This is a genomic window from Orbaceae bacterium lpD01 (assembly GCA_036251705.1).
GTDB classification, from domain to species: domain Bacteria; phylum Pseudomonadota; class Gammaproteobacteria; order Enterobacterales; family Orbaceae; genus Utexia; species Utexia brackfieldae.
This window is the reverse complement of the sequence record CP133959.1, coordinates 146,747-171,631: the sequence shown is the minus strand read 5'-3', so window position 1 is coordinate 171,631 and position 24,885 is coordinate 146,747. Positions and strand designations below refer to the sequence as shown.

The window sequence follows — 24,885 nt, the reverse complement described above, 5'->3', positions numbered from 1 at the left end:
CGAATCAGGCGAGAATTTTACCAATACCTGAACATCAGTCTCTTATTCGGTATGATCTGACAGTAAGTCCATCAGCAATCTGCCACTAAACATCGCTTGCTGAACTAACGCGAAGGCACCGATCGCCGAACAGTCATTCAAGGTTGAACTGCTGAGTTTGACACTATCTCTAAATACTTTTAATGCTTGTGAATCGAGCACACTTTGAATCGCCGGGAAGAGAATCTGATCTGATTTTGATATCTCACCCGCAATCACGATTTTTTGTGGATTAAACAGGTTAATTAACATCGCCACCGCATAGCCTAAATCTTTACCAGCCTGACGAATGAGATCGGTACATAATTTATCGCCTTGTTGAGCAAATTGGCAAATATGTTTAATATGGCACTGCTCCAGCGTTAATAGCGTATTATAGCCTTGTTCGATGAGGCGTTTGGCGCGAGACTCAATCGAGCAATTGATGACGCTATTTTCCAGACAACCAAAATTACCACAATGACAACGCTCGCCGAGCGGATCAACATGAATATGGCCAATCTCTCCCATGCTTTGATTATAGTTAACAAACAGCTGCTGATTAATAATCACGCCGGAGCCTATCCCGTGATGTACGCGGATCAGAATTGAATCATTGGTATCTTGTGTTGAACCAAAATAGCTTTCAGCCAGCGCTAAACTTTGTACATCATTACCAATAAAACAGGGTGTGGCAAATTTTTTATTGATGGACTGGCTGATTTGCCAGTCATTGACTTTAATATGTGGCGTATATTTAATCACGCCTTTTTCTGCATCAATTAATCCAGGCATGACAATCGCAATCGCAATCAGCTTTTTAATCTTTGTTTGATGATGTTGAATAAAATTATCGATGATGGTCAGTAAATAATTTTCGGCTAAGCGCTGAGTGAAATCACTCAGTGGATAGGTCTCCGAAATTGATGACTTACCATCCAAATCATAAAGTTCAATCGTGATATCAGTGCGACTAAACTGTATCGCAATAGTTTGAAATAACGAGGTTTGAACAATAATTGAGACAGCGGGTCGACCGCCCGTTGACTGCTGGGCATCCACTTCTTTGATAAGATTATTTTTTAATAACTGTTTAGTGATTTTTGTGATACTTGCTGGGGCCAGATGACTGATCTCGGCAAGTTGAATACGAGAGATTGGACTGTGCTGGGCAATTAATCGATAGATCATTGCATAATTAAGCTGTTTGACCAGTTCAGTATTGCCGACTACATTTAAGTAATTGAGAGCCATTCTTTATCCATTTTATTGGCATCATATGCCGCTGTATTATATTTATGCTAACGATTCAGTTTACCATTGATAATGGTTTGATAAGTGACAAAATGGCGATCAAATACCACCAGATTGGCTATTTTTCCTTTCTCAATACTGCCTAGCTGATGATCCAAGCCAATTGCTCTGGCTGGATACAGTGAGGCCATTCTTAATGCTTCAGCCAGTGGAATATCGGTATGATGAACAATATTGGCTACAGCTTGCATCATCGTTAAGCTAGAGCCACCTAAGGTTCCCGCTTCATCAACACATTTACCAGCTTGATTATAAATTGTTTTTCCGGCAAAAATAGCTGAGGTCAGCGTAGATGCGGCTAATAATATCGCATCCGTGACTAAAATTAATTTATCCTGTTTTATACGATAGCTATTACGTATGTTAGCCCAGTCAACATGTAAACCATCCGCGATAATGGTGCTATAGACTGCCGGTGTATCATAAATTGCGCCGACAACGCTAGGTGCTCTGCCTGAAATTGGGGACATGGCATTAAACAGATGTGTTGCGAGCGTAATACCATCATCAAAACTTTGACGACAGGTTTGATAAGTGGCATTTGAATGGCCGATTGCGACATGAATACCCGCAGCGGCAAGCTGCTGAATGTAGGCTGAATTTACGCACTCTGGTGCTAAGGTGATCACTTTAATGACATCGGCATTATGACACAGAAAATCAATCATTTCGGCCGTTGGTTGGCGGACATGACTGGCGTTATGAATGCCCTTTTTTTCCGGATTAATAAACGGTCCTTCAAGATGCAAGCCCAGCGCCTGATTGGTATGCTTACTCAAATACTGACGCATAGTTTCAACGGCTTTAAAAATCAATGCATCCGCTGAGGTAATTAATGTGGGCAGAAAACTGGTACAACCCGATTGTAAGTTGATCTGCTGCATGGTTTCGAGTGTTTCAACGCTAAGGGCATCAAGGCTTTCGTTAAATTGTACGCCGCCGCATCCATTGAGCTGCAGATCAATGAAACCGGCAGCAATCAGATTGCCCTGTAAATCATAAGTCGTGATATTGTCAGCGATATGATGGTCAGCACAGATATCGACGATATGCTGATCATCAATGATGATAGCATGTTGCTGCAGTACATCCTTACCTGTATAAATTTGCGCGTTTTTTAATGCATACATCTGCTGCTTTTTCTCCAATCATTCGGTTATCCTGTCATCTGCAAAACGATTCATCTTGATCACTAAACCTCGATTCATTTGCGCATTTTATCTGGTGATGGATATGATTAATATTAATCAGGTATTCACTTATGTAGATTATCAGTCGATATGTATTGAGGGGTAAACTGGCCAATATGATCGGTTCAAATCTATATACGATTAAGAGGCCATATCGCTCATTTTAACCACGTCACTGTTATATGCGGTTATCATTCGCCAGCTTAAGTAATGTTCGACTCTCATTCATAAAGCGCTGAGCATATTCACCAAACCAAGCTGATACTTCATTAAAGTTTTTAATAAAGGTGGTTTTATCGCCGCTTTCGAGTAATTTAATCAGCTCACCGAGACGTTCATAATAACGTTTAATCAACGAAATATTTTGTGTCGATGACATGATAATATCAGCATAAAGTTGCGGATCTTGTGCAAATAACCGGCCGACCATCATCAGTTCTAAGCGATAAATAGGCGAAGACAGTGCCACCAGCTGATCTAAATTGGCTTGCTCTTGTTGTAAATTAACCCCATAAGAGAACGAGCTAAAATGGCGTAATGCCTGAATAAAAGACATACTGCGGTCATGATCAAGCGCTGCAATTTTATAAAGATGTGCTCCCCAAACCTGCATTTGTGACAATAACCACTGATATTTTTCCGGATAGCGGCCATCACAGGCAACGACCACTTGTTTGGTGAGATTAGGCACATCGGGACCAAACATCGGGTGTAGACCGACAACCGGGCCATCATGCTTATCTAGCATTGCCGATAAGGGTTGTTGTTTAATCGAGGTGAAATCAGTCAAAATACACTCTTTGGGGAGTGGCGGTAACTGAGCTATGATTTCAAGGGTCTTATTAATCGGTACGGAAACAATCACCACATCTGCATCAGCAACCGCGTCAGGTGCTTCATGCCAAGTTTTAGAGCCTAATGCTTTTACTTGATAACCGGATAAACTAAACAGGCGCGTAAAGAGCCGCCCCATGAGACCGTTACCACCAAAGATAACAATTTTACCTTTACCACTAAACGTTTTCTTGAAACCTTCATTATTTTCACGATTATAAGCCTCACGAAAAATACGACGCAAAATATCTTCAGCCAGTTCCGGCGATAAGCCATGCTTTTTAGCATAATCGCGACGATCTTTTATCATCAAGGATTCGCGTTCCGGCGAATAAAGCGGTAAGCCAAGTTGATCTTTAATTACGCCGACCTGATTGACTAGATTTAAGCGTTTTTCAAGCAGCGATAATAATGAGTGATCAAGCTCATCGATCTGTTCGCGAAGTGTATTTAAATCTGTCGTCATGAAGATTCACCTTATCCATTTATCATTATAGGTAAAATGGTTATAACCAACCCGGAAATACGCCACGAAGTCCTGTAATCACAAATTCAACCCCTAATGCCATTAATAACAATCCCATAATTCGGGTCACAACATTAATGCCGGTCTGTCGAAAAACGCGGATAATCAGTGGCGCCGATTTAAATAATAACCAACAGCAGCCACTAAAAATAATAATCGCCAAAATAAAACCGAGTGTATGAAACCAGTCAGGATAACGAGAACTCCAAACGATCATTGAACTGATAGCACCAGGTCCGGCCATTAAAGGTAACGCTAAAGGTACAACAGCAATATTTTCTCGTATAATCGATTCGGTCAGCTCTTGTTTAGTTTGCTTATGTTCTCCCAACTTACCATTAATCATACTCATGGCGATAAAAATCACCAAAATACCGCCAGCAATTCTAAATGAGTTGATGGAAATATCGAGAAAATAGAGAATTGAGTTACCAATTAATAGTGAGATAATCAGAATGATGGCGACTGAGATATTAGCCATGTGATTGGTTTTTTGTTTTTGAATTTTATCTTGCCCATCGGTCATACTGATGTAAACGGGCAAAATACCGATCGGATTGACTAAGGCAAACAGACCAATAAAGAATTTTAGATATAGCTGAATATCCATAACTTATGATAGACCTAAAACATCAAAGAGATAGTTTATCATCATAGCATATAAGATGATGAGGAATAAATTAAATCTTAAATGGCGGCCATTTGGTGTGAAAATCACAGACTATCGTAATTTAAGATGAATCTCAGGATATTATCATGAGATTCAGACACTTATCATTCAGGCATGCGTCAGTTTAACCACGAGGCAAAAACGCTGCTCATCTTTTATCTTGACTGATGCAGATAAAAAGAGGATAACAATTAATGATTCACTAACGGATAGCCTTTTTCTTTCCATAAGCGATAACCGCCATCCATTGAGATAACGTTGGTGTACCCCATTTTCTGCAAGCTTTCTGCCGCCAGTACAGAGCGAAAACCACCACCACAATATAGGATCATCTTTGTATTTTTATTGGGTACTTGGGTTTCAATATCTCGCTCAATAATGCCACGACCAAGATGGATCGCCTGTGGTAAGTGGTCAGTAAACCATTCGCTGTCTTCTCTCACATCAATCAATAGTGGCAGCTCGTCATTATCCATGTGTGATTTCACTGCATCAACTGTTGTTTCTGTGACCTGCTGACGTGCGGTAGAACATAGGTTTTCAAAACCTGGATTATGTTGCATAGTGATAACCTTTTAATCATAACGAGGAGAATATTATTATGCATATTACCATTTTTACTTCTGCTCTGCGATAGTCTAGCGTGGTAAATATTGGTAGTTTTGACTGGCGATATTGCCAGGCTAATGGAAGTGATAGCTGGGATAAACTTAACAAGTTTGGTTATCTCTGATAGGATAATGATAAATTCCGCACAGAATATGACAACATGAAATTTATCTCTTTTAATATTAATGGATTACGCGCCAGACCTCATCAGCTGAGCGCCATTATTGACAAACATCAACCCGATGTGATTGGTCTACAAGAAACCAAAGTACATGATGAGCAGTTTCCCTTAGCTGAGCTTGAGCAGTTTGGTTACCACTTAATTTATCATGGGCAGAAATCACATTATGGTGTTGCGCTGATGACAAAAGCCAAACCATTATCAAGCCAAAAAGGCTTTGTTTGTGATGAAGAGGGGGCGCAATGTCGTTTAGTGATGGCCGAATTACCAACTGAAAAGGGGAAATTGACGGTTATCAATGGCTATTTTCCGCAAGGGGAAAGTCAGGATCATCCAACAAAATATCCGATGAAACGCAAATTTTATCAAGATTTGCAGACGGTTTTAGTGCAGTCCAATAGTGATAACGATTTGGTTCTAGTCATGGGCGATATGAATATTGCCCCAACTGATCTGGATATTGGCCTCTCTGCCGATAGTCAAAAGCGTTGGTTGCGCACGGGGAAAACCTCTTTTTTACCGGAAGAGCGCGTGTGGATGGACGCTCTTTTTGCGCTTGGCTACGTCGATACATTTAGAGCAATGAATCCGACGACCACCGGTCAATACTCTTGGTTTGATTATCGTTCGCATGGCTTTGATTCGAATACCGGTTTACGTATTGATTTGATTTTAGCCAGTAATAAGCTTGCGGCATTGTGTGACAATACGGGAATTGATTATGAAATAAGAGCGATGGAAAAACCTTCCGATCATGCACCGATTTGGGCCGAGTTTAAACTCTGATGATGCTTTCAATGCAAAATAATGTCATGTCAGTCAAAGATCTTAATCAGATGGTAAAAGATCTCTTAACTGATGCCGTTGGCCAAGTCTGGCTGTTGGGTGAAATTTCTAACTTTTCAAAACCCGCCTCTGGTCATTGGTATTTTACCCTGAAAGATGATGTCGCGCAGGTGCGTTGTGCGATGTTCCGTAATTGTAATTTTCGTACGGGCTTTATTCCGCAAAATGGCCAGCAGATACTGGTTCGGGCGACGGTGACACTGTATGAGGCGCGTGGTGAATATCAACTCGTCATCGATAAATTGCAGGTGGCCGGTAATGGGCTGTTACAGCAAAAATTTGAGCAACTGAAAAAGCAGCTACAAGATGAAGGCTTATTTGAAAGTAGCCATAAAAAAACACTGCCCGATACCGTGCGTGTGGTGGGTGTTATCACCTCCTCTACAGGTGCAGCTTTACATGATATCTGTCAGATTTTAAAGCGGCGAGATCCGAGCTTGCAGGTGATTATTTATCCAACCTTAGTTCAGGGAAATGAGGCGGCACCTCAAATCGCCAAAATGATTGCGATAGCAAATCAACGCAATGAGTGCGATATATTAATTGTCGGCCGTGGCGGTGGCAGCCTTGAGGATCTTTGGCCGTTTAATGAAGAGGTCGTGGCCAGAGCGATTTTTGCCAGTCAGTTACCCATCATTAGTGCCGTGGGGCATGAGGTCGATTTTACTATTGCCGATTTTGTGGCTGATTTACGTGCGGCAACCCCTTCAGCTGCCGCTGAATTGGTGAGTAAAGATAAACAAGAACGTTTAAATCGTTTACAAAATGTTCAACAACATTTATTGATGGTGATGGACTATCTGATTTTGCAAAAACGAGAATATGCCAGTAAGTTATTTCATCGGCTCTCCCAGCAGCATCCGCAATTACGTTTAGCGCGTCAACAAACCCTATTTATCCAATTACAAAATCGGGCGAGCGAGTTCATGCAACAAAAAATCGTCGCATCCCAGCAGCGATTACATCGCGACACCACTCGCTTATCGTATTATTCGCCGCAAAAACGCTTAAATCAGCATCAGGTCTATTTTAAGGGTCTGCAAGAACGCTTAAATTATTCAGCACAAACGCAAATCAACCAAATACGCCATCGTATTGAATTACTGGCTGAAAAACTGCATAGTATGAGCCCTTTGCAGACACTATCACGGGGTTATTCTGTCACAACCAGAGACCAGCACGAGGTGATTACGTGCGATGAACAGGTCAAGGTAGGGGATACTATCGTCACTCAGCTGCAAAAAGGTAAAATTATCAGTCATGTGACAGAGATAGCCGAGTCCATATAAGTTTAGCGGATAAATCTGTATCAATAGGGTCTGAAAACTGAAAATACCGATGATGATGTTCTGTCCATCATTGTACGGAAAATTGAATAAAATAAAGAAATAGCATTAAAAACAGTCTGTTAAATATTTACAGATATCGATATTGTTAATTATGAAGGAGAAATTTATGGCAAAGCGTATTGAATTTAATCAGTATGGCGACGCAAGCGTATTAGCCTACGCCGATTTTACACCACGTCAGCCTGCGGATAATGAAGTGCTAATCGCCAATAAAGCGATTGGGATTAACTATATTGATACTTATGTTCGCAGTGGTTTATATCCTGCTGCGCAATTACCTTCTAGTCTCGGTACCGAAGCTGCAGGGTTGGTTGAAGCAGTTGGAGCCAAGGTTAAACATTTAAAAGTCGGTGATCGTGTGGCTTATTGCCAATCACCGTTGGGTGCTTATTCGCAGTATCATGTAGTTTCGGCTGAAAGAGTCATTGTATTGCCTGATAATGTCAGCTTTGAACAAGCTGCCGCAGTCATGTTAAAAGGTTTAACGGCTTATTATTTATTGAATCTGACTTATCAGGTGAAACGTGATGAAATTATTTTATTTCATGCGGCGGCAGGGGGCGTTGGCCAAATTGCTTGCCAATGGGCAAAAGCCATCGGTGCCAAACTGATCGGTACAGTGGGTTCTGATGAAAAGATTGCGATTGCTAAACAAGCCGGAGCTTGGGAAGTGATTAATCATAATAAAACTGATATTGTGCAGAAAGTTCTTGAATTAACCAATCATCAAAAAGTGAATGTGGTTTATGACTCGATTGGTAAAGATATGTGGTTAACCTCATTGGATTGTTTAAAGCGTCGCGGACTTATGGTGAGCTTTGGTAATGCATCTGGTCCAGTCACGGGTGTTGATCTGGGTATCTTAAATAAAAAAGGCAGCTTATTTGTGACGCGTCCTTCACTCGCTGGCTATGTAACAACACTTGAAGAGTTACAAGAAGCGGGTAATAAACTCTTTAGTATGGTGGCTTCTGGTGCCATCAAAGTGGAGGTTAATCCCAATCAGATCTTTGCATTAAAAGATGCACAGCAAGCGCATAAAACTATCGAGTCACGTAAAACAACCGGCTCAAGCTTATTAATTCCTTAATCGTATGAGGTTAAATTTAGCTTAATACCGAAATACCGGCAACTAAAAAGGCAGCTTAAGCTGCCTTTTTAGTTTCTGACGGAAGATGATTAGGTCTGAATTTGCTTAGATAGCAACAGGGGCTTTGATGCCAGGATAAGGATCATAGCCCTCAATTTCAAAATCTTCAAAACAGTAATCAAAAATTGTCGGCGGTTTACGCTTAATGATTAATTTCGGTAACGGACGTGGTGTACGCGTTAGCTGTAGATGGGTTTGTTCCATATGATTTGAATACAGATGAGTATCTCCCCCAGTCCAGACAAAATCACCGACAGCTAAATCACACTGCTGCGCAATCATATGGACAAACAGCGAATAGCTCGCAATATTAAAAGGTAAACCTAAAAATACATCACATGAGCGCTGGTAAAGCTGGCAAGAGAGTTTATCATCAGCCACATAGAATTGGAAAAAAGCATGGCAAGGTGCCAGCGCCATTTGGTCAAGTTCGCCAACATTCCAGGCTGAAACAATCATACGACGAGAGTCTGGATTGTGTTTTATCTGTTCAATTACTTCACTAATTTGATCAATGTGCCGACCATCTGCTGTGCCCCAGCTACGCCACTGTTTACCATATACCGGGCCGAGATCGCCATTTTCGTCTGCCCATTCATCCCAAATCGTGACTTTATTATCATGTAAATAAGCGACATTGGTGTCACCTTTAAGAAACCATAGTAGTTCATGAATGATTGAACGCAAATGACATTTTTTGGTAGTGACTAACGGAAAGCCTGCTTGCAAATTAAAACGCATTTGATGGCCAAAAATAGATAAGGTACCCGTGCCGGTACGATCCGATTTTGGTGTACCCCCATCGAGTATTTTTTGCATTAAGTCGAGATATTGTTTCATGTTAAGGCGTTCCTTTAAATATTTACTTTATTCGCTTTATAAGCCCAGATCACGATAGCAAGGCCGGCGATAATCATTGGCAAAGAAAGAATTTGTCCCATACTGATAAACTGACCGAATAAGCCGAGCTGTTGGTCGGGTTCTCTAAAGAACTCGATAATAAAGCGGAACAGGCCATAAAAGAGTAAGAATAGTCCAGATACACTCCCCATCGGTCTTGGTTTGCGAATAAACAGATTTAAGATAATAAATAAAACAATCCCCTCCAGTGCTAGCTCATAGAGCTGTGACGGATGACGGGGGAGTGCTTCATGACAGAGATTGAATGTCTCAACTAAGCTGGGGTTGGCATTGACTATCATGGCATCAGCCATTTTAGCATGTGGGAAGATCATCCCCACCGCCGAGTCAGTTACGCGTCCCCATAATTCACCATTAATGAAGTTGCCTAAGCGTCCTGCACCTAAGCCAACCGGAATTAAAGGGGCTACAAAATCGGCGACGACAAAGAAATTACGATGGGTCTTTTTAGCAAAAATGAGCATAACAATTAACGAACCGACCAGACCACCATGGAACGACATGCCCCCCTGCCAAACATAAAAGAGGCTGAGTGGATTGGCCATAAATTCGGCAAAATTATAGAACATCACGTAGCCAAGTCGGCCGCAAATAAAGATACCAATAAAACCAAAAAAGAGTAAATTTTCAAATTCTGATTTTTTGATACTGACTTCATGGCGTTTGATACGTCTATTTCCCAGCCACAAAGCAAAAAGTACGCCCAGTAGATACATGACACCATACCAGTGTAATGAGATCGGGCCAATACTAAAAGCAATAGGATCAAATTGGGGAGCAATTAAGCATTGTGTCATATTTTTATTATCCAATTTAAATTTAGTACATTAGTGCATTAATGTCGTTTATGCTGTCTTTTGCGATTAAGAAAACCGAAGCGTCGTTTATTGTGCTTCGATTTCTTCTCCGCACTCTCTTTCACCACTGGCGGTTGAGCTGGCTCTGTTTTTATGCCACTCTCTTTTTCAATCGAAAAGACGTGCACGGCAAACTCTTTCATCGCTTTACGGTAAACGTCACGCTTAAAAGCAATGACCTGACGAATAGGATACCAATAGCTCACCCAACACCAGTTATCAAATTCTGGTGCAGGACAGACGTTCAGATTGATATTTTTCTCATTAGTGATTAACTCTAATAAGAACCATTTCTGTTTTTGACCAATGCAGACAGGGGTATTTTCCCAACGAATCATCCGTTTAGGGAGTTTATAGCGTAACCAACCATTTGTGACGGCAAGAATTTTGACATCTTTTGCAGTTAAACCCACTTCTTCATTTAATTCACGAAACATTGCCTGTTCAGGCGTTTCATTTTGTTTTATTCCGCCCTGAGGAAACTGCCAGGAATTCTGCCCAAAACGCCGAGCCCAGAGAACCTGACCATATCGATTACAAATTATTATTCCTACATTTGGACGGTAGCCATCATTATCGATCACTGACTACCTCAAAAAAGCTAAAATTTTCTTGGCTAGATTGTTTCATACAACTGTTGTTTGGTAAACAGCATATCGTGAAAAAATCTAAAATTATCTCTACGATGAGGCTATTTTAATGACGATAGCGCTGTTAACAATCATGTTTTGTCCGATAATTTAAAGCGAATTTTACGATGATAATCGGAGGATATTGAATGAGGCTTAATAAAAAAGCCAGATTGTGTTATCACAATCTGGCGAAACATTGGAAGCAATGTGAGCAATGTCATGCCTTAAAAGAACGAGAGATGATCTCTATAAGACACATGCAAATGATAATTGTTATCATTTGCGGTGTCAAGTACTGTTCACTAAAAACTTGAGGTTATGCGGATAGTATTTTGAGAAAAAATACTGATGTTTTTCTAAAATAGAACCGGATAAACTATCAATAATTTACCTAAGAATGACTGCTAAATAGAGCATGTATGCTTTGTCTCGATGTTTTTACGCTAATCTCAGCTTATTTTTTTATTGAGTGAAAAGGAGAGGCAGAAATAGATTTTTTAGCATATGATTAATCTGGCAACATAATATCACGTTCAGTGAATAGCTTTTTATTTCAGTTTCAACGATAAGGAAAAAATATGAAACAACATTTTCTTATGCCGATGATTGCCGCCGCATTGATCTTATCCGGATGTGATTCTGGTCAAAAGCATGAGGCAACAACGGAACAAAATAGTGTATCTGGGCAAAATATATCGACAGAAGATGAAGGATTAGTTGAGAACAAACCGCAGGATGTAACCGCGATGCCAATCAACCAGATTATGATCAATAATCAATTAATTTTGACCCGTACCGTTGAGGCCTATAGCCCCAATCCGATGACAAAACAGGTAATTATTAAGACTAAAGGTGATAATAAAATTGAGAAAACAATCAGCTATAATAATGAAGGTTTAATTACTAGCTATCTGTATACTTACTCAAATAAGGGACAAGCTTACTTAACCGGTGAGATTAAGTATCAAGATGATCACTGGCAAGAAGATATTCATAACGTGACCAATAATATCCAAATGACCATCATTTATAACACTGATCAGCACCATTTGATTACCAGTTGTACGTTGTCTGATAGCAATATTGATATTAACCAAGACTTTTTCAAAAGTCCCTTTGCGTATAATTCAGCCTATCAGTTAATCAGTATGTATTACATCTTAAATGGTTTAGAACTACAAAGTTTATACCAGTATGATACGCAAGGCCATATTCAACATGAACGTATCATTTTACCCACATTAGAAGCACAAGCTGATGCCAATTACGATTATAATGCACAGGGCCAATTAATGGGTTTTCAGGCCACTGAGCTTTATTCGATGAACGATTCCGCCTTAACTGAGGCGGATAAAAAAATTGATGAGTCTTTTACACGCGTCGATATTAATCAACGCGGTGATTGGATCAAACTCACTTCTGAAAATGGTGATGATGTGATGACTCGCACGATTACTTATCGTTAATCTATCCATAAAAAAAGGCGTGATATTCACGCCTCTTTTTTTGATTTGCTATTGCTCAATCAATATTACTTTTTGTAGATAAATTCGATGCCTTCTTCGTCTGCTTCATCCCAGTCATCAAAATCATCATCGTCATCCTCGACCGGTATCTCTTCAAGAGCTTTTTGATGGTAATCATCCCACATGAATTCGATTTTTTCCGGTTCATCGATCTCTTCTAATTCACGAGGATGCTCATTAATAAAGTGCATCAGATCCCAACATAGTGCTTTCGTGCCTTCACGATTGGCGGCAGAAATGACATAATGCGTATCAGTCCAACCCAGCGCTTGGGCAATTTCTTTCGCTCGTTGTTCTGACGCTTCCTGACCTAAAACATCCATTTTATTAAAGACTAACCAACGTGGTTTTTTAGCCAGTTTTTCACTGTACTGTTCTAACTCTTGCCAGATGACTTTTGCATTTTCAATCGGATCTGAATCATCAATCGGTGCGATATCGATCAGATGAACCAATATACGGCAACGTTCAAGATGTTTAAGGAAACGAATACCCAGGCCGGCCCCTTCCGATGCGCCTTCGATTAAGCCAGGAATATCAGCCACTACAAAACTTTGTTCATTATCCATACGTACGACACCAAGACTCGGGACTAAGGTGGTGAATGGATAATCGGCAACTTTAGGCTTTGCCGCTGAAACTGCGCGGATAAAGGTTGATTTGCCAGCATTCGGTAGACCCAGCATACCGACATCAGCAAGTAATAATAATTCTAGCAGTAAATCGCGTTTTTCTCCGGGTGTACCATTGGTTGTTTGACGTGGCGCTCGATTGATTGATGATTTGAAACGTGCATTACCCAGTCCATGGAAGCCACCTTTAGCCACCAGAATCTTCTGGTCATGCGTGGTTAAGTCACCAACGATTTCGCCTGTATATTGATCGGTAATACGTGTACCAACCGGTACTCTTACTGTTGCATCGGCACCTCTTCGGCCAGTACAATCAGACCCTCGGCCATTTTGGCCACGCTCTGCCCGGTAGGCTTTTTCAAAGCGAAAGTCAATCAGTGTGTTAAGGTTCTCATCGGCAATAAAATAGACATCGCCACCATCGCCGCCATCACCCCCATCAGGTCCTCCTTTAGGGATATATTTTTCACGGCGAAAGCCTAAACAGCCATTGCCTCCGTCACCCGCTTCAACGCGAATTGACGCTTCATCAACGAACTTCATCGCTTATCTCCATCTTGTGATTTGATAAGTAAATTTTTTAGATGCAATATTGGATTGATATATCATGGTACCAACCATAAATCCTGATCGTATGCGTATGATAGGTTAATTGCATCCAACTCAAATATTGTCAGATTGTGTCAGTATAACAGAAAATTTCGGACGAAAAAGCGCGTTTTCTGACTAAACTAAATGGTTAGCGGCTTTGTGCTTAATGGCCCATTTTGTAAAAGATTGACTGATTTAAGTCAGTTGGCTGATAAATCATTCATTATTGATTTAAACATTGATGAGACAGAAAGAATCATATTGGTCGTGACAGTAACGATAACCTTTTATTTTATCTGTATACCTAAATATAAAAAGCCCCGCAATAGATATTGCGAGGCTTATAGACAGTATCAATCAGTAATTAACTAGCAACAACGCTAATATAACGACGATTTTTAGGTCCTTTAACTTCGAATTTAACCTGACCATCAATTAGGGCGAATAGGGTATGGTCACGACCACAACCAACATTTTCACCTGCATGGAACTGAGTTCCACGCTGACGTACTAGGATATTTCCTGCAAGAATTTCTTGACCACCAAAACGTTTAACACCTAAACGTTTACTTTGGGAATCACGACCGTTACGTGACGAACCACCAGCTTTCTTATGAGCCATTTTTAGTTACTCCTATTAAGCAATTGCAGTGATCTTCACATCAGTAAACCACTGACGGTGACCTTGCTGTTTACGGTAATGTTTACGGCGACGGAATTTAACAATCTTAATTTTGTCACCACGACCGTGTTCAACAATTTCTGCTTTAATTGTTGCACCATCAACAAACGGAGCACCAACTTTGATGTCTTCACCATTTGCTACCATTAAAACTTTATCAAAAACGATTTGAGAACCGGTTTCGACTTCTAGTTTTTCCAAGCGAACGATTTGTCCTTCGCTAACTCGGTGTTGTTTACCACCACTTTGAAAAACTGCGTACATACTAAACTCCGCAATATATAAGCAGATCTTAATGTCTGCATAGATTAATCATATAGGGCGTGAATTTTACGCAAAAATCAAATGACTTGCAAGCGGTCATTATAAAAAGATCAAAATTAATTAGTCTTAATGTTTGATTGATATGCAGTATCATCATTTAAAGGCTTGATCCATCGTTAATTTATGTCAGTTATAAAATTTTATAGGGTGGGATATAAAAGCGCATATTGTACTGTTGGCCCTTCCTAGCTTATCACGGTAAAACTTATTTCTGTATCGCCAATATCTATTATAGAATATGCAGAGTTTGTGTTGATACTGGTTGGTAATTGAGCGTTTAATTATGATAAAAAATAGCGTTACTGCGCGTACATCGATTATTCACTGGCTGACATTTTGGATGTCATGTCTTGGTGTGATTGCCTTATTCGCCCTCTCTTTATCGATGCGCGTTGCACAGGATACCCAAGGTAGTGCATATAGTATTAATCAGCTCGGTTTATTGCGGATGAAAAGCTATCAATTACTGAGTCAGGTACCTTTATCGGTATCAAGTCTTGATCAGGCGAAGTCTTTTAGTCAGCCGCTTTTGACGCCAGAGAATCAAGCCATACTTTCACGTTATGGTTTATTGGATGATTTGTTAGCATTACAACAGCAGTGGCAGAATGATATTTTTGTACAACTTAAGCAAGCTCAGCACATCAATCAGGTGAATGAGGCAGTGGCTGTATATGTCGAAAAAATTAATGCACTCGTTAATCATATTGATCAAAAAACCGAGCAACAGATCCAAAAGATCACCCATATTCAGATCTTTTTTATTATTCTGATTTTATTTTTTTTAGTCATTCAGTTTTGCTATTTAAGGCATTATATTTTAAAGCCCTGGAAGCAGCTTGTTTTATTAGCTCAGGCTATTACGCAAAATCATTTCGGACAACGTTTTCAGTCTAAACAAGCGAGATCGAGTGAGTTTATGTTACTGGGTGAAGCCTTTAATCAGATGTCAGACAAGATTGAATCTCAGTATCAATTACTGGAGCTGCGCGTCAACGAGAAAACGGCGCTGTTACAGTACAAAAATGATCTGATGACTTTTCTTTATCATGCGATAAAAGTGCTCAATACCACTTTACCCCTATTGGATCGTTTTTCGATCGTGTTAAGTGAGATTGAGACTTTAGTACCATTACGTGATTTTCGGATTGATTTATATGAATCTGATGAGTTAGAACCGCTTGCAGATAGGCCGCTTGCCATCATGCAACAAAAGATCGGGCATGAACCGGAGACTCGCCGATACTGGCCATTAGAAAATGGTGAACATCAATATGGCGCTATTTCAGCCAATATCGTCAAACCGGCGGTACTGACACAAGAGCAAGAAGCATTATTAGCGACCTTAATTGAGCAGATGACAGTGACGGTTGAATTAACCAGAAAACTCGATTACCAAAAATCTTACTTGTTGATGAAGGAGCGATCGGCTATTGCCAGAGAGTTACACGATTCAATTGCTCAGTCATTGTCCTGTTTGAAAATTCATGTTAGTTGTTTGCAGATGCAAACCGACTTTGTCACACCGGAAAGTGAGTTACTGCTTAAAACCATGCGGCGTGATATTAATATTGCTTATTCACAGCTACGAGAGCTGATTACCACCTTTAGGCTGAAAGTCGATCGCACCGGGTTTTATGCTAGCTTGCTCGAGTTAATTAAAGAATTTAATCAAAAATTGGGCTTTATGATTCATTTAAATTATCATTTGCCGCTACAAATCATTGATAGTCAGCATGCCATTCATCTGTTACAGATTATTCGTGAAGCGCTCAATAATATCTATAAGCATGCCAAAGCCAGTGTGGTCAATGTCTCTCTTATTTTGCAACCAGATAATATTGTTAATCTGGTCATTGAGGATAATGGTATTGGTTTACCGGATAACTGGAAAAAAGATGAGCATTATGGTTTAATCATTATGCAAGATCGCGTTGATTTACTACAGGGATATTTCAATGTGAGTAGTCAATTCAGGCAGGGTACTAAAATAACAGTGACCTATAAAATTCAGGCAGAAAAGTAACACTTTACTGCCGAGAACATTCATTTAAAATCATTAGAAGTATCGCTATGGAACATGCTAAGACATCCGTTTTATTGATCGATGATCACCCAATGCTACGCAGTGGAATTAAGCAATTAATCAATGCCTCACCACTTTTTCAAGTCACTGGTGAAGCCGGTGATGGTGTTACCGGACTGGCAATTGCAAAGGAGCATGAACCCGATATTATTTTACTCGATATCAACTTACGTGATGTCAGTGGTTTATCCATTTTAGGCCAGCTACGGGAATCGGGCGTGTCTAGCCGAATTATTATGTTTACGGTGTCTGATGACAGGCAAGATATTATCACCGCCTTAAAAAACGGTGCTGATGGTTACTTATTGAAAGATATGGAGCCAGAAGACTTGATTTTTGCCTTACAAGAGGCGGCGGCAGGCAAAATTAAGATGGATAGTACGGTTTCCCGAATTGTGCTTGAACATCTCAGTGGAGCGGGATTATCGCAAGATGCTATTCATGATGTGAGTTTGCTTACACCTCGGGAATTAGAGATATTTAATTTATTGGTCCAGGGATTGTCGAATAAACGGATTGCGCGCGAATTAAATATTGTCGATAGTACAGTCAAAGTCCACGTTAAAAATATTTTTAAAAAAATGAATTTCAAATCACGCATGGAAATTGCGGTTTGGTATCTCAATTCTCGTTAAACAGAATCTCTGGCTACTCAGAGACTCACTAATTTCACTAGGATCAGACTCTGCGGCCATTGTCGCCGCTGAGTCTGTGTCTAAAGCTGAGTTTAAATACCCGTAAACCAATTAAGCTTATCGCGTAATTGTACGACTTCGCCAATAATCATTAAACTTGGACTATGGGCGAGTTTGGCCAGTTCAGTCAGTTCTTGTAATGTGCCGGTAAACACTTTTTGTTTGGTTGACGTACCTTGCTGAATGATGGCTACTGGCATATTTTTATCCATACCATGCGCCATAAGCTGTTTTTGGATATTTTCTGCTTGTGATAATCCCATATAAAAGACCAGAGTCTGTTGTTCTGAGGCGATGCTTTGCCAATTTAGCTCATTACCATTTTTTAGATGGCCGGTAATTAAACGAATACTATTGGCATAATCACGATGGCTAAGTGGAATACCGCTATAGGCTGAGCAGCCGGAAGCCGAAGTAATACCTGGCACAACCGAGAACGGAATATTGGCATGATGGAGGGTTTCCAATTCTTCACCTCCTCGGCCAAAGATAAAGGGATCGCCGCCTTTTAAACGCACTACACGTTTACCTTTTTGCGCTTGTTCCAGTAATATCTGATTGATCTGCGCTTGTGGAACGCAGTGATATCCCGGTTGCTTACCGACAAAAATCAGCTCCGCATCGCGTCGTACTAGCGCCATAATCTCTGATGAAACTAAGCGATCGTAAACCACAATATCAGCTTGTTGAATCTGTTGTAGGCCCTTTAAAGTGAGTAGGCTAGGGTCACCAGGACCGGCGCCGACTAAAACAACTTCACCGCGTTTGTCGGTTGGTTCAGCAAAGAGATCTTGCGTGAGTTTGTCCACTTGTTCTGCATCATTATTGGCTAATGCTTGTGCTAATCGGTCATGAACAAATAATTTTTCCCAAAATCGTCGTCTTTCTGTCATGCTGTGATAAAACTGTTTTACACGCGCTCTTAAATAGCCCGCATAAGTCGCTAGCTTACCTAAATGCTGGGGTAATATCGCTTCTAATTTTTCACGTAATAATCGTGAAAGTACCGGGGCTCTGCCGCCAGAAGATACAGCAACAATCAAGGGCGATCTATCAATAATCGATGGCATAATAAAGCTCGCGCATGCTGGTGAGTCCACAACATTACAAAATAGCTGGCGTTTTTCACAGGCTTGATTGATCTGCTGATTCAGCTGATGATCATTGGTTGCGGCAATCACTAACCATTGTTCATCAAGCAATGTTTCGTTAAACTCACCTTCCACCAGCGTCACTTGCATCGATTGTTGCCAGTGTTTAAAAGGTTCAGTGAAGGTTTTCGCACTTACGGTTAGATTGGCACCTGCTTGTAATAATAAGCGTGCTTTTCGTTCGGCAACCTCACCGCCACCAACCAGCAAGCAGGCTCTGTTTTTGAGCTGGCAGAAAATAGGTAAATAATCCATGACGACGTTCCTGTTACTTATTTAATTTTAGGTATAGCATATTTGTCATCTATGGTGAGCAATAGATAGGTGTCAAAAATAGGATCCTATCATTTGATTTAGTGATAAGACCTATTCATCTGTATGCCATTTTATTTAAGTGATGATATTTAATCGCGGAAAAAATATAGTGCAATAGCCTATCTGATAGGTGATAGGCTCAGTTGCATGCTCAAATTAAAATATCATTTTATTCTAATCGACATTAAAATAAAATGATATCAGAGATTATCGGAATGGTGTGCTAAAAACGTTTAGCCTTGTACCTGAATCTGGTCATTTTCAATGCGGACCGCGTAAAATTTGACACTAAACTGCGGATCTTCTAAACAGTGACCGTCTTTTAAGCGAAAACGCTGTTTTTTGAGTGGACTGGCAACCCATAAATCGCCTTGATGCTCAGCAATTAATCCACGGCATAACACGCTAGCTTGCGCAAAAGGATCAATATTGCTGATAGCATAAACTTGTTTATCGCTTGAAGGCCTAAATATCGCGACATGCTCTTCATTAACCAGCGCACAAACCCCGGTTGCTGGCAAGATATCATCGATCTGGCAAATCGTTATCCATTGACTCATGTGAGGCTCCTATTTCATCGTCTGAGTGGTTGTACGTTCTTCTGGCTTAGCCGGTCGATGCTGAGCGCGTTCCGGGACCATTTGGACCAAATTATCTCGCGCATCACTGTTAATGAACTGCTTAAAGCGTGTTTGGTACGCTGGATTTTCGACCGTTTCTTTCCACTCACACACCACTAATTTACGTAAACGGGTCATCTCATTTTCTAATTCACTATTAATCCCTAATTTGTCATGAATAATAACCTGCTGCAGGTAATCAATACCGCCTTCCATACTTTCTAACCAGAGTGAGGTTCGCTGTAATTTATCGGCGGTGCGAATATAGAACATCATAAAGCGATCTAAATATTTAAGCGCGATTTCACGATCGAGATCGCTGGCTAATAGATCGCCATGACGCGGCGTCATACCACCATTACCACAGACATAAATATTCCAGCCTTTTTCAGTTGCAATCAAACCAATATCTTTACCTTGGGCTTCGGCGCATTCACGGGTACAGCCAGATACACCAATTTTCATTTTATGCGGTGAACGAATACCTTTATAACGATGTTCAATCTCTACACCAAAGCCAACACTATCGCCAACACCATAACGACACCAGGTACTTCCCACACAAGTTTTTGCCATACGGAGTGCTTTAGCATACGCATGGCCAGTTTCAAAGCCGGCTTCAATCAGCTCTTGCCAGATTGCGGGTAAATCATCTTTATGTGCACCAAATAAACCGATACGTTGTGAGCCAGTAATTTTTGAGTACAGATGATATTTTTGCGCGACCTGACCAACGGCAATTAAGCCTTCAGGCGTAATTTCACCTCCAGCGGAACGGGGAATGATGGAATAAGTACCATCTTTTTGAATATTGCCCAAAAAGGCATCATTAGTCTCTTGAAGTGGTGCCAGCGTGGTGGTTAATACATAATCATTCCAACATGACGCCATCAATGACGCGACGGTTGGTTTGCAAATCTCACAGCCATAACCTTGTCCGTGCTTCGCGATCAATTGCTGGAAAGATTTAATCCCTTCAACACGGATCAGATGATAGAGCTCCTGACGTGAAAATGCGAAATGCTCACAAAGATGGTTGTTGACCTCAATGCCTTTTTTACTGAGCTCAGCGTTAAGGACCTGGGTCACCAGTGGAATACAGCCGCCACAGCCGGTACCGGCCTTGGTGGTGGCTTTAATTTCGGCAATAGTATGACAGCCAGCATCGACTGCTGCGATAATTTGGCCTTTGGTTACATCATAACATGAACAGATCTGAGCAGAATCAGGCAATGATTCAACGCCCAACATCGGCTTATTTCCCGCATGGGCAGGTAAGATTAAAGCATCTGGATTTTCGGGTAGATCAATCGCGTTGAGCATTAACTGGAGTAAATTACCATAATCGGAGGTATCACCGACTAATACCGCGCCCAGTAATTTGGTATTATCCTGACTGACGATTAGGCGTTTATAGATCGCTTTATTCTCATCCAGATAGAGATAGCTACGTGCGCCAGGCGTACGTCCGCGCGCATCGCCAATACTGCCTACATCAACCCCGAGCAGTTTAAGTTTCGCACTCATATCTGCGCCAGTAAAGGTTTGTGGTGCACTGAGCAAATGGCTGACGGCGACTTGTGCCATTTTGTAACCCGGTGCAACCAGTCCATAAACACGATCGCCCCAGCAGGCACACTCACCGATCGCGTAAATATCCGGATCGTCGGTTTGGCAGTAATCATTAATCACGATGCCACCGCGTGGGCCAATCGCCAGCTGGCTGTCTCGACCTAATTTATCCTGAGCGCGAATACCGGTTGAGAATACAATAAAATCAATATCTAATTGAGAACCATCCGCAAAGGCCATTGTCTTGCCGTGTGCATGGTGCAGGATTTCTTGGGTATTTTTACTGGTATGTACGATAACCCCCATATCTTCTATTTTTTTACGCAGCTGCTCGCCACCCATGGCATCTAATTGTTCCGCCATCAAAACCGGCGCAAATTCGACTACATGTGCTTCAATACCGAGGTTTTTGAGTGCGCCAGCCGCTTCTAAACCGAGTAAACCACCGCCAATGACGGCGCCTTTCTTACTGTGTTGTGCACAGGCGGCAATAGCATCGAGATCTTCGAGTGTACGATAGACATAACAGTCACTTCCCTCAGCGCCTTTGATAGGTGGGATCCAGGGATATGAACCGGTGGCTAAAATTAATTTATCATAACTGACGACCCGACCAGTATGTGAGTGTACGGTTTTATTTTGACGATCAATAAACATCGCCGATTCATTCATCAAGATATTGATGTTATGTGTTTCATAAAAACCAGCACGCACCAATGACAGATCTTCGGCAGTATGGCCAGAAAAGTACGATGATAGGTGAACGCGGTCGTAAGCTTTATGCGCTTCGGCACAAAAAATCGTTATATCAAATTGTTCTGGTGGCGCTTTATCGATCAATTCTTCAACAAAACGATGCCCAACCATCCCGTTACCAATGATAACCAGTTTGATTTTGCTCATAAATTTTCCTAATTTTAATTTTAAATTTTGCTATTCTAATTCATTACCTATCATTGTATTGAAACTATTCAAGAATATAATTATCCTTTAGGGTTACTACTTAGGGGGTATGTAAAGAAATTATTGTTGAGTGCCAGATCGGCGATAGCCGATTTACTGATAATAACCACCACAGTGAGTTGAGATATTGTGATAAAATAATCTGCCAAAATAGTGAGTAAATGTGTGTAGTTAAGCGGTAATTAGATCATCAATACGATGATGTGAACGAAACTTGATATGTACTGAACGTGGTTTTATCTGATGATTAAAATATCATTTAATCAAGTTATTAATTTAAAAGGGTCGTCATATGATAGATTTTTTGAGTATCGATAATCTGCTGGTTTATATTCCTATTGGCGCTGATGGCTATGCGCTTTCCTATATTGAAGCGATCGGTACCCTTTGTGGGTTATTATGTATCTATTTGGCCAGTATTGAAAAAACCATTAATTATCTATTTGGTCTACTAAATGTCAGTCTGTTTGCTATCATTTTTTTCCAGATTAATCTTTATGCTAGCTTATTACTACAACTCTTTTTCTTTGTGGCGAATATTTATGGTTGGTATGCCTGGACGCGGCTGAAGTCTGATTCACAAGAGGCTGAATTACAAATCCGTTGGATGCCGAGAAAGAACGTTTTTGGTTGGTTAGCCGTCTGTATTGTGGCCATTTTGTTGCTGACTGTTTATATTGATCCCGTGTTTGGTTTTTTAGCTGAGATTGTGGTGACGTTATTTAATGCGTTAGGTTTTCAGCTCAATATGCCGCTATTAGAACCCGATGCTTACCCGTTTTGGGATGCGAGCATGACCGTATTGTCGATTGTTGCACAAATTTTAATGACCCGTAAATATGCGGAGAACTGGATTTTATGGATAGTGATTAATTTAATCTCGATTGTGATTTTTTCATTACAAGGCGTCTATGCTATGGCGATTGAGTACGTGATTTTAACCTTTATTGCATTCAATGGCGTAAGATTTTGGTCGATATCAGCGCGCGAGAATCATTCAAAACCGCTGTCAGCAGATTAGTTTAAGCTTGTTGAGGCTGCGTTTTGATAAAAAAGCCGCTTGATGAGAGCGGCTTTTTATCGTGATAAAAACGAAGATCTTCTTATTTAGCAGAAGGGCGCAGTGCGGGAAACAGGATAACATCACGAATTGTATGACTGTTGGTAAATAACATCACCGTACGATCGATGCCAATACCTAAACCCGCAGTTGGTGGCAAGCCATGTTCAAGTGCAGTCACATAGTCTTCATCATAGAACATCGCTTCATCATCACCGGCATCTTTTTGACGAACTTGATCAGCAAAGCGTTCGGCTTGATCTTCGGCGTCATTAAGCTCGGAGAAGCCATTACCAATTTCACGGCCACCAATAAAGAATTCGAAGCGATCGGTCACTGATGGATTGTCATCGTTACGACGAGCAAGTGGTGATACCTCGGCTGGATATTCAGTGATAAAGGTTGGCTGAATTAAGTTAGCTTCGGCCACTTCCTCAAATATCTCCGTGACGATACGCCCAAGTCCCCAACCTTTTTCAATCTCAATACCCACTGATTTTGCAATCGCACTGGCTTTGGCGAAATCATCGAGATCACTGAGGTTGGTTTCTGGTCGGTAGTGGCCAATCGCTTCTTTCATGGTCATTTTGATAAATGGTTTACCAAAGTCAAAAGTGTGTTCGCCATACTCAACGACCGGACTACCGGTAACTTTAATGGCTAAACGTCTAAATAGTGACTCGGTCAACACGATCAGATCTCGATAATCAGCATAGGCCATATAGAGTTCCATCATGGTGAATTCTGGATTGTGACGTGGAGAGATCCCTTCATTACGGAAATTTCGGTTAATCTCATAAACACGCTCAAATCCACCGACGACTAAACGTTTTAAATAGAGCTCTGGCGCAATACGTAAAAACATATTCAGATCGAGTGCATTATGATGTGTCACAAACGGTTTGGCTGAGGCGCCGCCAGGAATCACTTGCATCATCGGTGTTTCCACTTCCATGAAGCTTAATTCCGTCATAAATTGACGAATTTCAGCGACAATCGTCGAACGGGCAATAAACGTATTGCGTGACGTTTCATTGGTGATTAAATCAAGATAACGCTGCCGATAACGCGTTTCCTGATCAGACAGACCATGGAATTTATCCGGTAATGGGCGCAGTGCTTTAGTTAATAGACGTACTTCTTCACAATGTAGTGACAGTTCGCCAGTTTTGGTTTTAAACAGATAACCTTTAGCGGCAATGATATCGCCAAGGTCCCATTTTTTAAATTGTTCGTTATAAAAACCTTCAGGTAATTCATCACGGGTCACGTAGAGTTGAATCGTCCCGCCGACATCTTGCAGTGAAACAAATGAGGCTTTTCCCATGATACGACGCATCATCATACGGCCAGCAACAGCAACAGTGATCTTATTTTCCACTAATTCTTCATTGGTCTTATGACCATATTTCGCGTGAAGCTGGTTTGAGATAGCATCACGACGAAAATCGTTAGGAAATGCAATGCCTTGTTCACGGATCTGAGCCAGCTTTTCACGACGAGCTTTTAATTCATTATTTAACTCTTCTAAGCTGTTTTGGGTTTGATCTTGAGTTTCTGTTGACATGGTT

22 protein-coding genes are annotated in these 24,885 nt (G+C 40.9%); 7 read left to right on the top strand and 15 right to left on the bottom strand.

Annotation, left to right across the window (positions count from 1 at the left end):
• Positions 1-42: 42 nt before the first annotated feature.
• From RHO15_00740 to RHO15_00720, 5 genes are all read right to left on the bottom strand, one after another.
• Positions 43-1,272 (bottom strand): ROK family protein, encoded by a 1,230-nt coding sequence (locus tag RHO15_00740; GenBank protein WVD64073.1) that lies wholly within the window; start codon positions 1,270-1,272, stop codon positions 43-45.
• A gap of 47 nt (positions 1,273-1,319) precedes the next feature.
• On the bottom strand, positions 1,320-2,462 hold the full coding sequence (nagA, locus tag RHO15_00735; GenBank protein ID WVD64072.1) for an N-acetylglucosamine-6-phosphate deacetylase: 1,143 nt from the start codon (positions 2,460-2,462) through the stop codon (positions 1,320-1,322).
• 238 nt (positions 2,463-2,700) lie between these two features.
• The gene (tyrA, locus tag RHO15_00730) at positions 2,701-3,822 is read right to left on the bottom strand and encodes a bifunctional chorismate mutase/prephenate dehydrogenase (GenBank protein WVD64071.1); all 1,122 of its coding nucleotides are present in this window, start codon (positions 3,820-3,822) and stop codon (positions 2,701-2,703) included.
• A gap of 40 nt (positions 3,823-3,862) precedes the next feature.
• Positions 3,863-4,492 (bottom strand): YchE family NAAT transporter, encoded by a 630-nt coding sequence (locus tag RHO15_00725; protein WVD64070.1) that lies wholly within the window; start codon positions 4,490-4,492, stop codon positions 3,863-3,865.
• Between the two features lie 251 nt (positions 4,493-4,743).
• Entirely contained in the window at positions 4,744-5,115 is a 372-nt protein-coding gene (locus RHO15_00720) for a rhodanese-like domain-containing protein (protein WVD64069.1), read from the bottom strand.
• Positions 5,116-5,321: 206 nt separating this feature from the next.
• Between RHO15_00720 and xthA the strand changes: the two genes are divergently transcribed.
• The 3 genes from xthA (at position 5,322) to RHO15_00705 (ending at position 8,627) form a co-directional block, all read left to right on the top strand.
• A complete protein-coding gene (gene xthA, locus RHO15_00715) occupies positions 5,322-6,128 on the top strand; it encodes an exodeoxyribonuclease III (protein WVD64068.1) in 807 nt (268 codons plus the stop codon).
• Between the two features lie 11 nt (positions 6,129-6,139).
• Positions 6,140-7,477 (top strand): exodeoxyribonuclease VII large subunit, encoded by a 1,338-nt coding sequence (gene xseA, locus RHO15_00710; GenBank protein ID WVD64067.1) that lies wholly within the window; start codon positions 6,140-6,142, stop codon positions 7,475-7,477.
• Positions 7,478-7,643: 166 nt separating this feature from the next.
• Positions 7,644-8,627: an NADPH:quinone reductase gene (locus tag RHO15_00705; GenBank protein WVD64066.1), complete on the top strand. Its 984-nt coding sequence runs from the start codon at positions 7,644-7,646 to the stop codon at positions 8,625-8,627.
• Between the two features lie 105 nt (positions 8,628-8,732).
• Here the strand turns inward: RHO15_00705 and thyA are convergent, their stop codons facing one another.
• Genes thyA through rppH form a run of 3 tightly spaced genes read right to left on the bottom strand, consistent with a single transcriptional unit; the run spans position 8,733 to position 11,049 of the window.
• Complete coding sequence (gene thyA, locus RHO15_00700) at positions 8,733-9,527, bottom strand: thymidylate synthase (GenBank protein WVD64065.1); 795 nt, start codon at positions 9,525-9,527, stop codon at positions 8,733-8,735.
• Between the two features lie 14 nt (positions 9,528-9,541).
• Positions 9,542-10,405 carry a prolipoprotein diacylglyceryl transferase gene (gene lgt, locus RHO15_00695; protein ID WVD64064.1) on the bottom strand — a complete coding sequence of 288 codons (864 nt, stop codon included), beginning with the start codon at positions 10,403-10,405 and terminating at the stop codon, positions 9,542-9,544.
• Between the two features lie 38 nt (positions 10,406-10,443).
• Positions 10,444-11,049 carry an RNA pyrophosphohydrolase gene (gene rppH, locus RHO15_00690; protein WVD64063.1) on the bottom strand — a complete coding sequence of 202 codons (606 nt, stop codon included), beginning with the start codon at positions 11,047-11,049 and terminating at the stop codon, positions 10,444-10,446.
• Between the two features lie 626 nt (positions 11,050-11,675).
• On the opposite strand from rppH, the gene RHO15_00685 reads away from it, so the two are divergent.
• On the top strand, positions 11,676-12,563 hold the full coding sequence (locus RHO15_00685) for a hypothetical protein (GenBank protein WVD64062.1): 888 nt from the start codon (positions 11,676-11,678) through the stop codon (positions 12,561-12,563).
• 65 nt (positions 12,564-12,628) lie between these two features.
• Here the strand turns inward: RHO15_00685 and cgtA are convergent, their stop codons facing one another.
• The 3 genes from cgtA to rplU form a co-directional block, all read right to left on the bottom strand.
• Entirely contained in the window at positions 12,629-13,798 is a 1,170-nt protein-coding gene (gene cgtA / locus RHO15_00680) for an Obg family GTPase CgtA (protein ID WVD64061.1), read from the bottom strand.
• Positions 13,799-14,210: 412 nt separating this feature from the next.
• Positions 14,211-14,468 carry a 50S ribosomal protein L27 gene (rpmA, locus tag RHO15_00675; GenBank protein ID WVD64060.1) on the bottom strand — a complete coding sequence of 86 codons (258 nt, stop codon included), beginning with the start codon at positions 14,466-14,468 and terminating at the stop codon, positions 14,211-14,213.
• A 15-nt stretch (positions 14,469-14,483) separates the two neighbouring features.
• Positions 14,484-14,792, bottom strand: a complete 309-nt coding sequence (gene rplU / locus RHO15_00670; protein ID WVD64059.1) for a 50S ribosomal protein L21 — start codon at positions 14,790-14,792, stop codon at positions 14,484-14,486.
• A 343-nt stretch (positions 14,793-15,135) separates the two neighbouring features.
• Between rplU and RHO15_00665 the strand changes: the two genes are divergently transcribed.
• A complete protein-coding gene (locus tag RHO15_00665) occupies positions 15,136-16,878 on the top strand; it encodes a histidine kinase (GenBank protein ID WVD64058.1) in 1,743 nt (580 codons plus the stop codon).
• Positions 16,879-16,925: 47 nt separating this feature from the next.
• On the top strand, positions 16,926-17,573 hold the full coding sequence (narL, locus tag RHO15_00660; protein ID WVD64057.1) for a two-component system response regulator NarL: 648 nt from the start codon (positions 16,926-16,928) through the stop codon (positions 17,571-17,573).
• 92 nt (positions 17,574-17,665) lie between these two features.
• Here the strand turns inward: narL and cysG are convergent, their stop codons facing one another.
• The 3 genes from cysG to nirB all read right to left on the bottom strand — a co-directional run bounded on the left by cysG (position 17,666) and on the right by nirB (position 22,194).
• Complete coding sequence (cysG, locus tag RHO15_00655) at positions 17,666-19,039, bottom strand: siroheme synthase CysG (protein WVD64056.1); 1,374 nt, start codon at positions 19,037-19,039, stop codon at positions 17,666-17,668.
• Positions 19,040-19,332: 293 nt separating this feature from the next.
• Positions 19,333-19,659, bottom strand: a complete 327-nt coding sequence (gene nirD / locus RHO15_00650; protein ID WVD64055.1) for a nitrite reductase small subunit NirD — start codon at positions 19,657-19,659, stop codon at positions 19,333-19,335.
• Between the two features lie 9 nt (positions 19,660-19,668).
• Positions 19,669-22,194, bottom strand: coding sequence for a nitrite reductase large subunit NirB (gene nirB / locus RHO15_00645; GenBank protein WVD64054.1), 2,526 nt, complete (start codon positions 22,192-22,194; stop codon positions 19,669-19,671).
• A 352-nt stretch (positions 22,195-22,546) separates the two neighbouring features.
• On the opposite strand from nirB, the gene pnuC reads away from it, so the two are divergent.
• Positions 22,547-23,275: a nicotinamide riboside transporter PnuC gene (gene pnuC, locus RHO15_00640; protein WVD64053.1), complete on the top strand. Its 729-nt coding sequence runs from the start codon at positions 22,547-22,549 to the stop codon at positions 23,273-23,275.
• Between the two features lie 82 nt (positions 23,276-23,357).
• On the opposite strand, the gene lysS is transcribed toward pnuC, so the two are convergent.
• The gene (gene lysS, locus RHO15_00635; protein ID WVD64052.1) at positions 23,358-24,881 is read right to left on the bottom strand and encodes a lysine--tRNA ligase; all 1,524 of its coding nucleotides are present in this window, start codon (positions 24,879-24,881) and stop codon (positions 23,358-23,360) included.
• Positions 24,882-24,885: the final 4 nt, after the last annotated feature.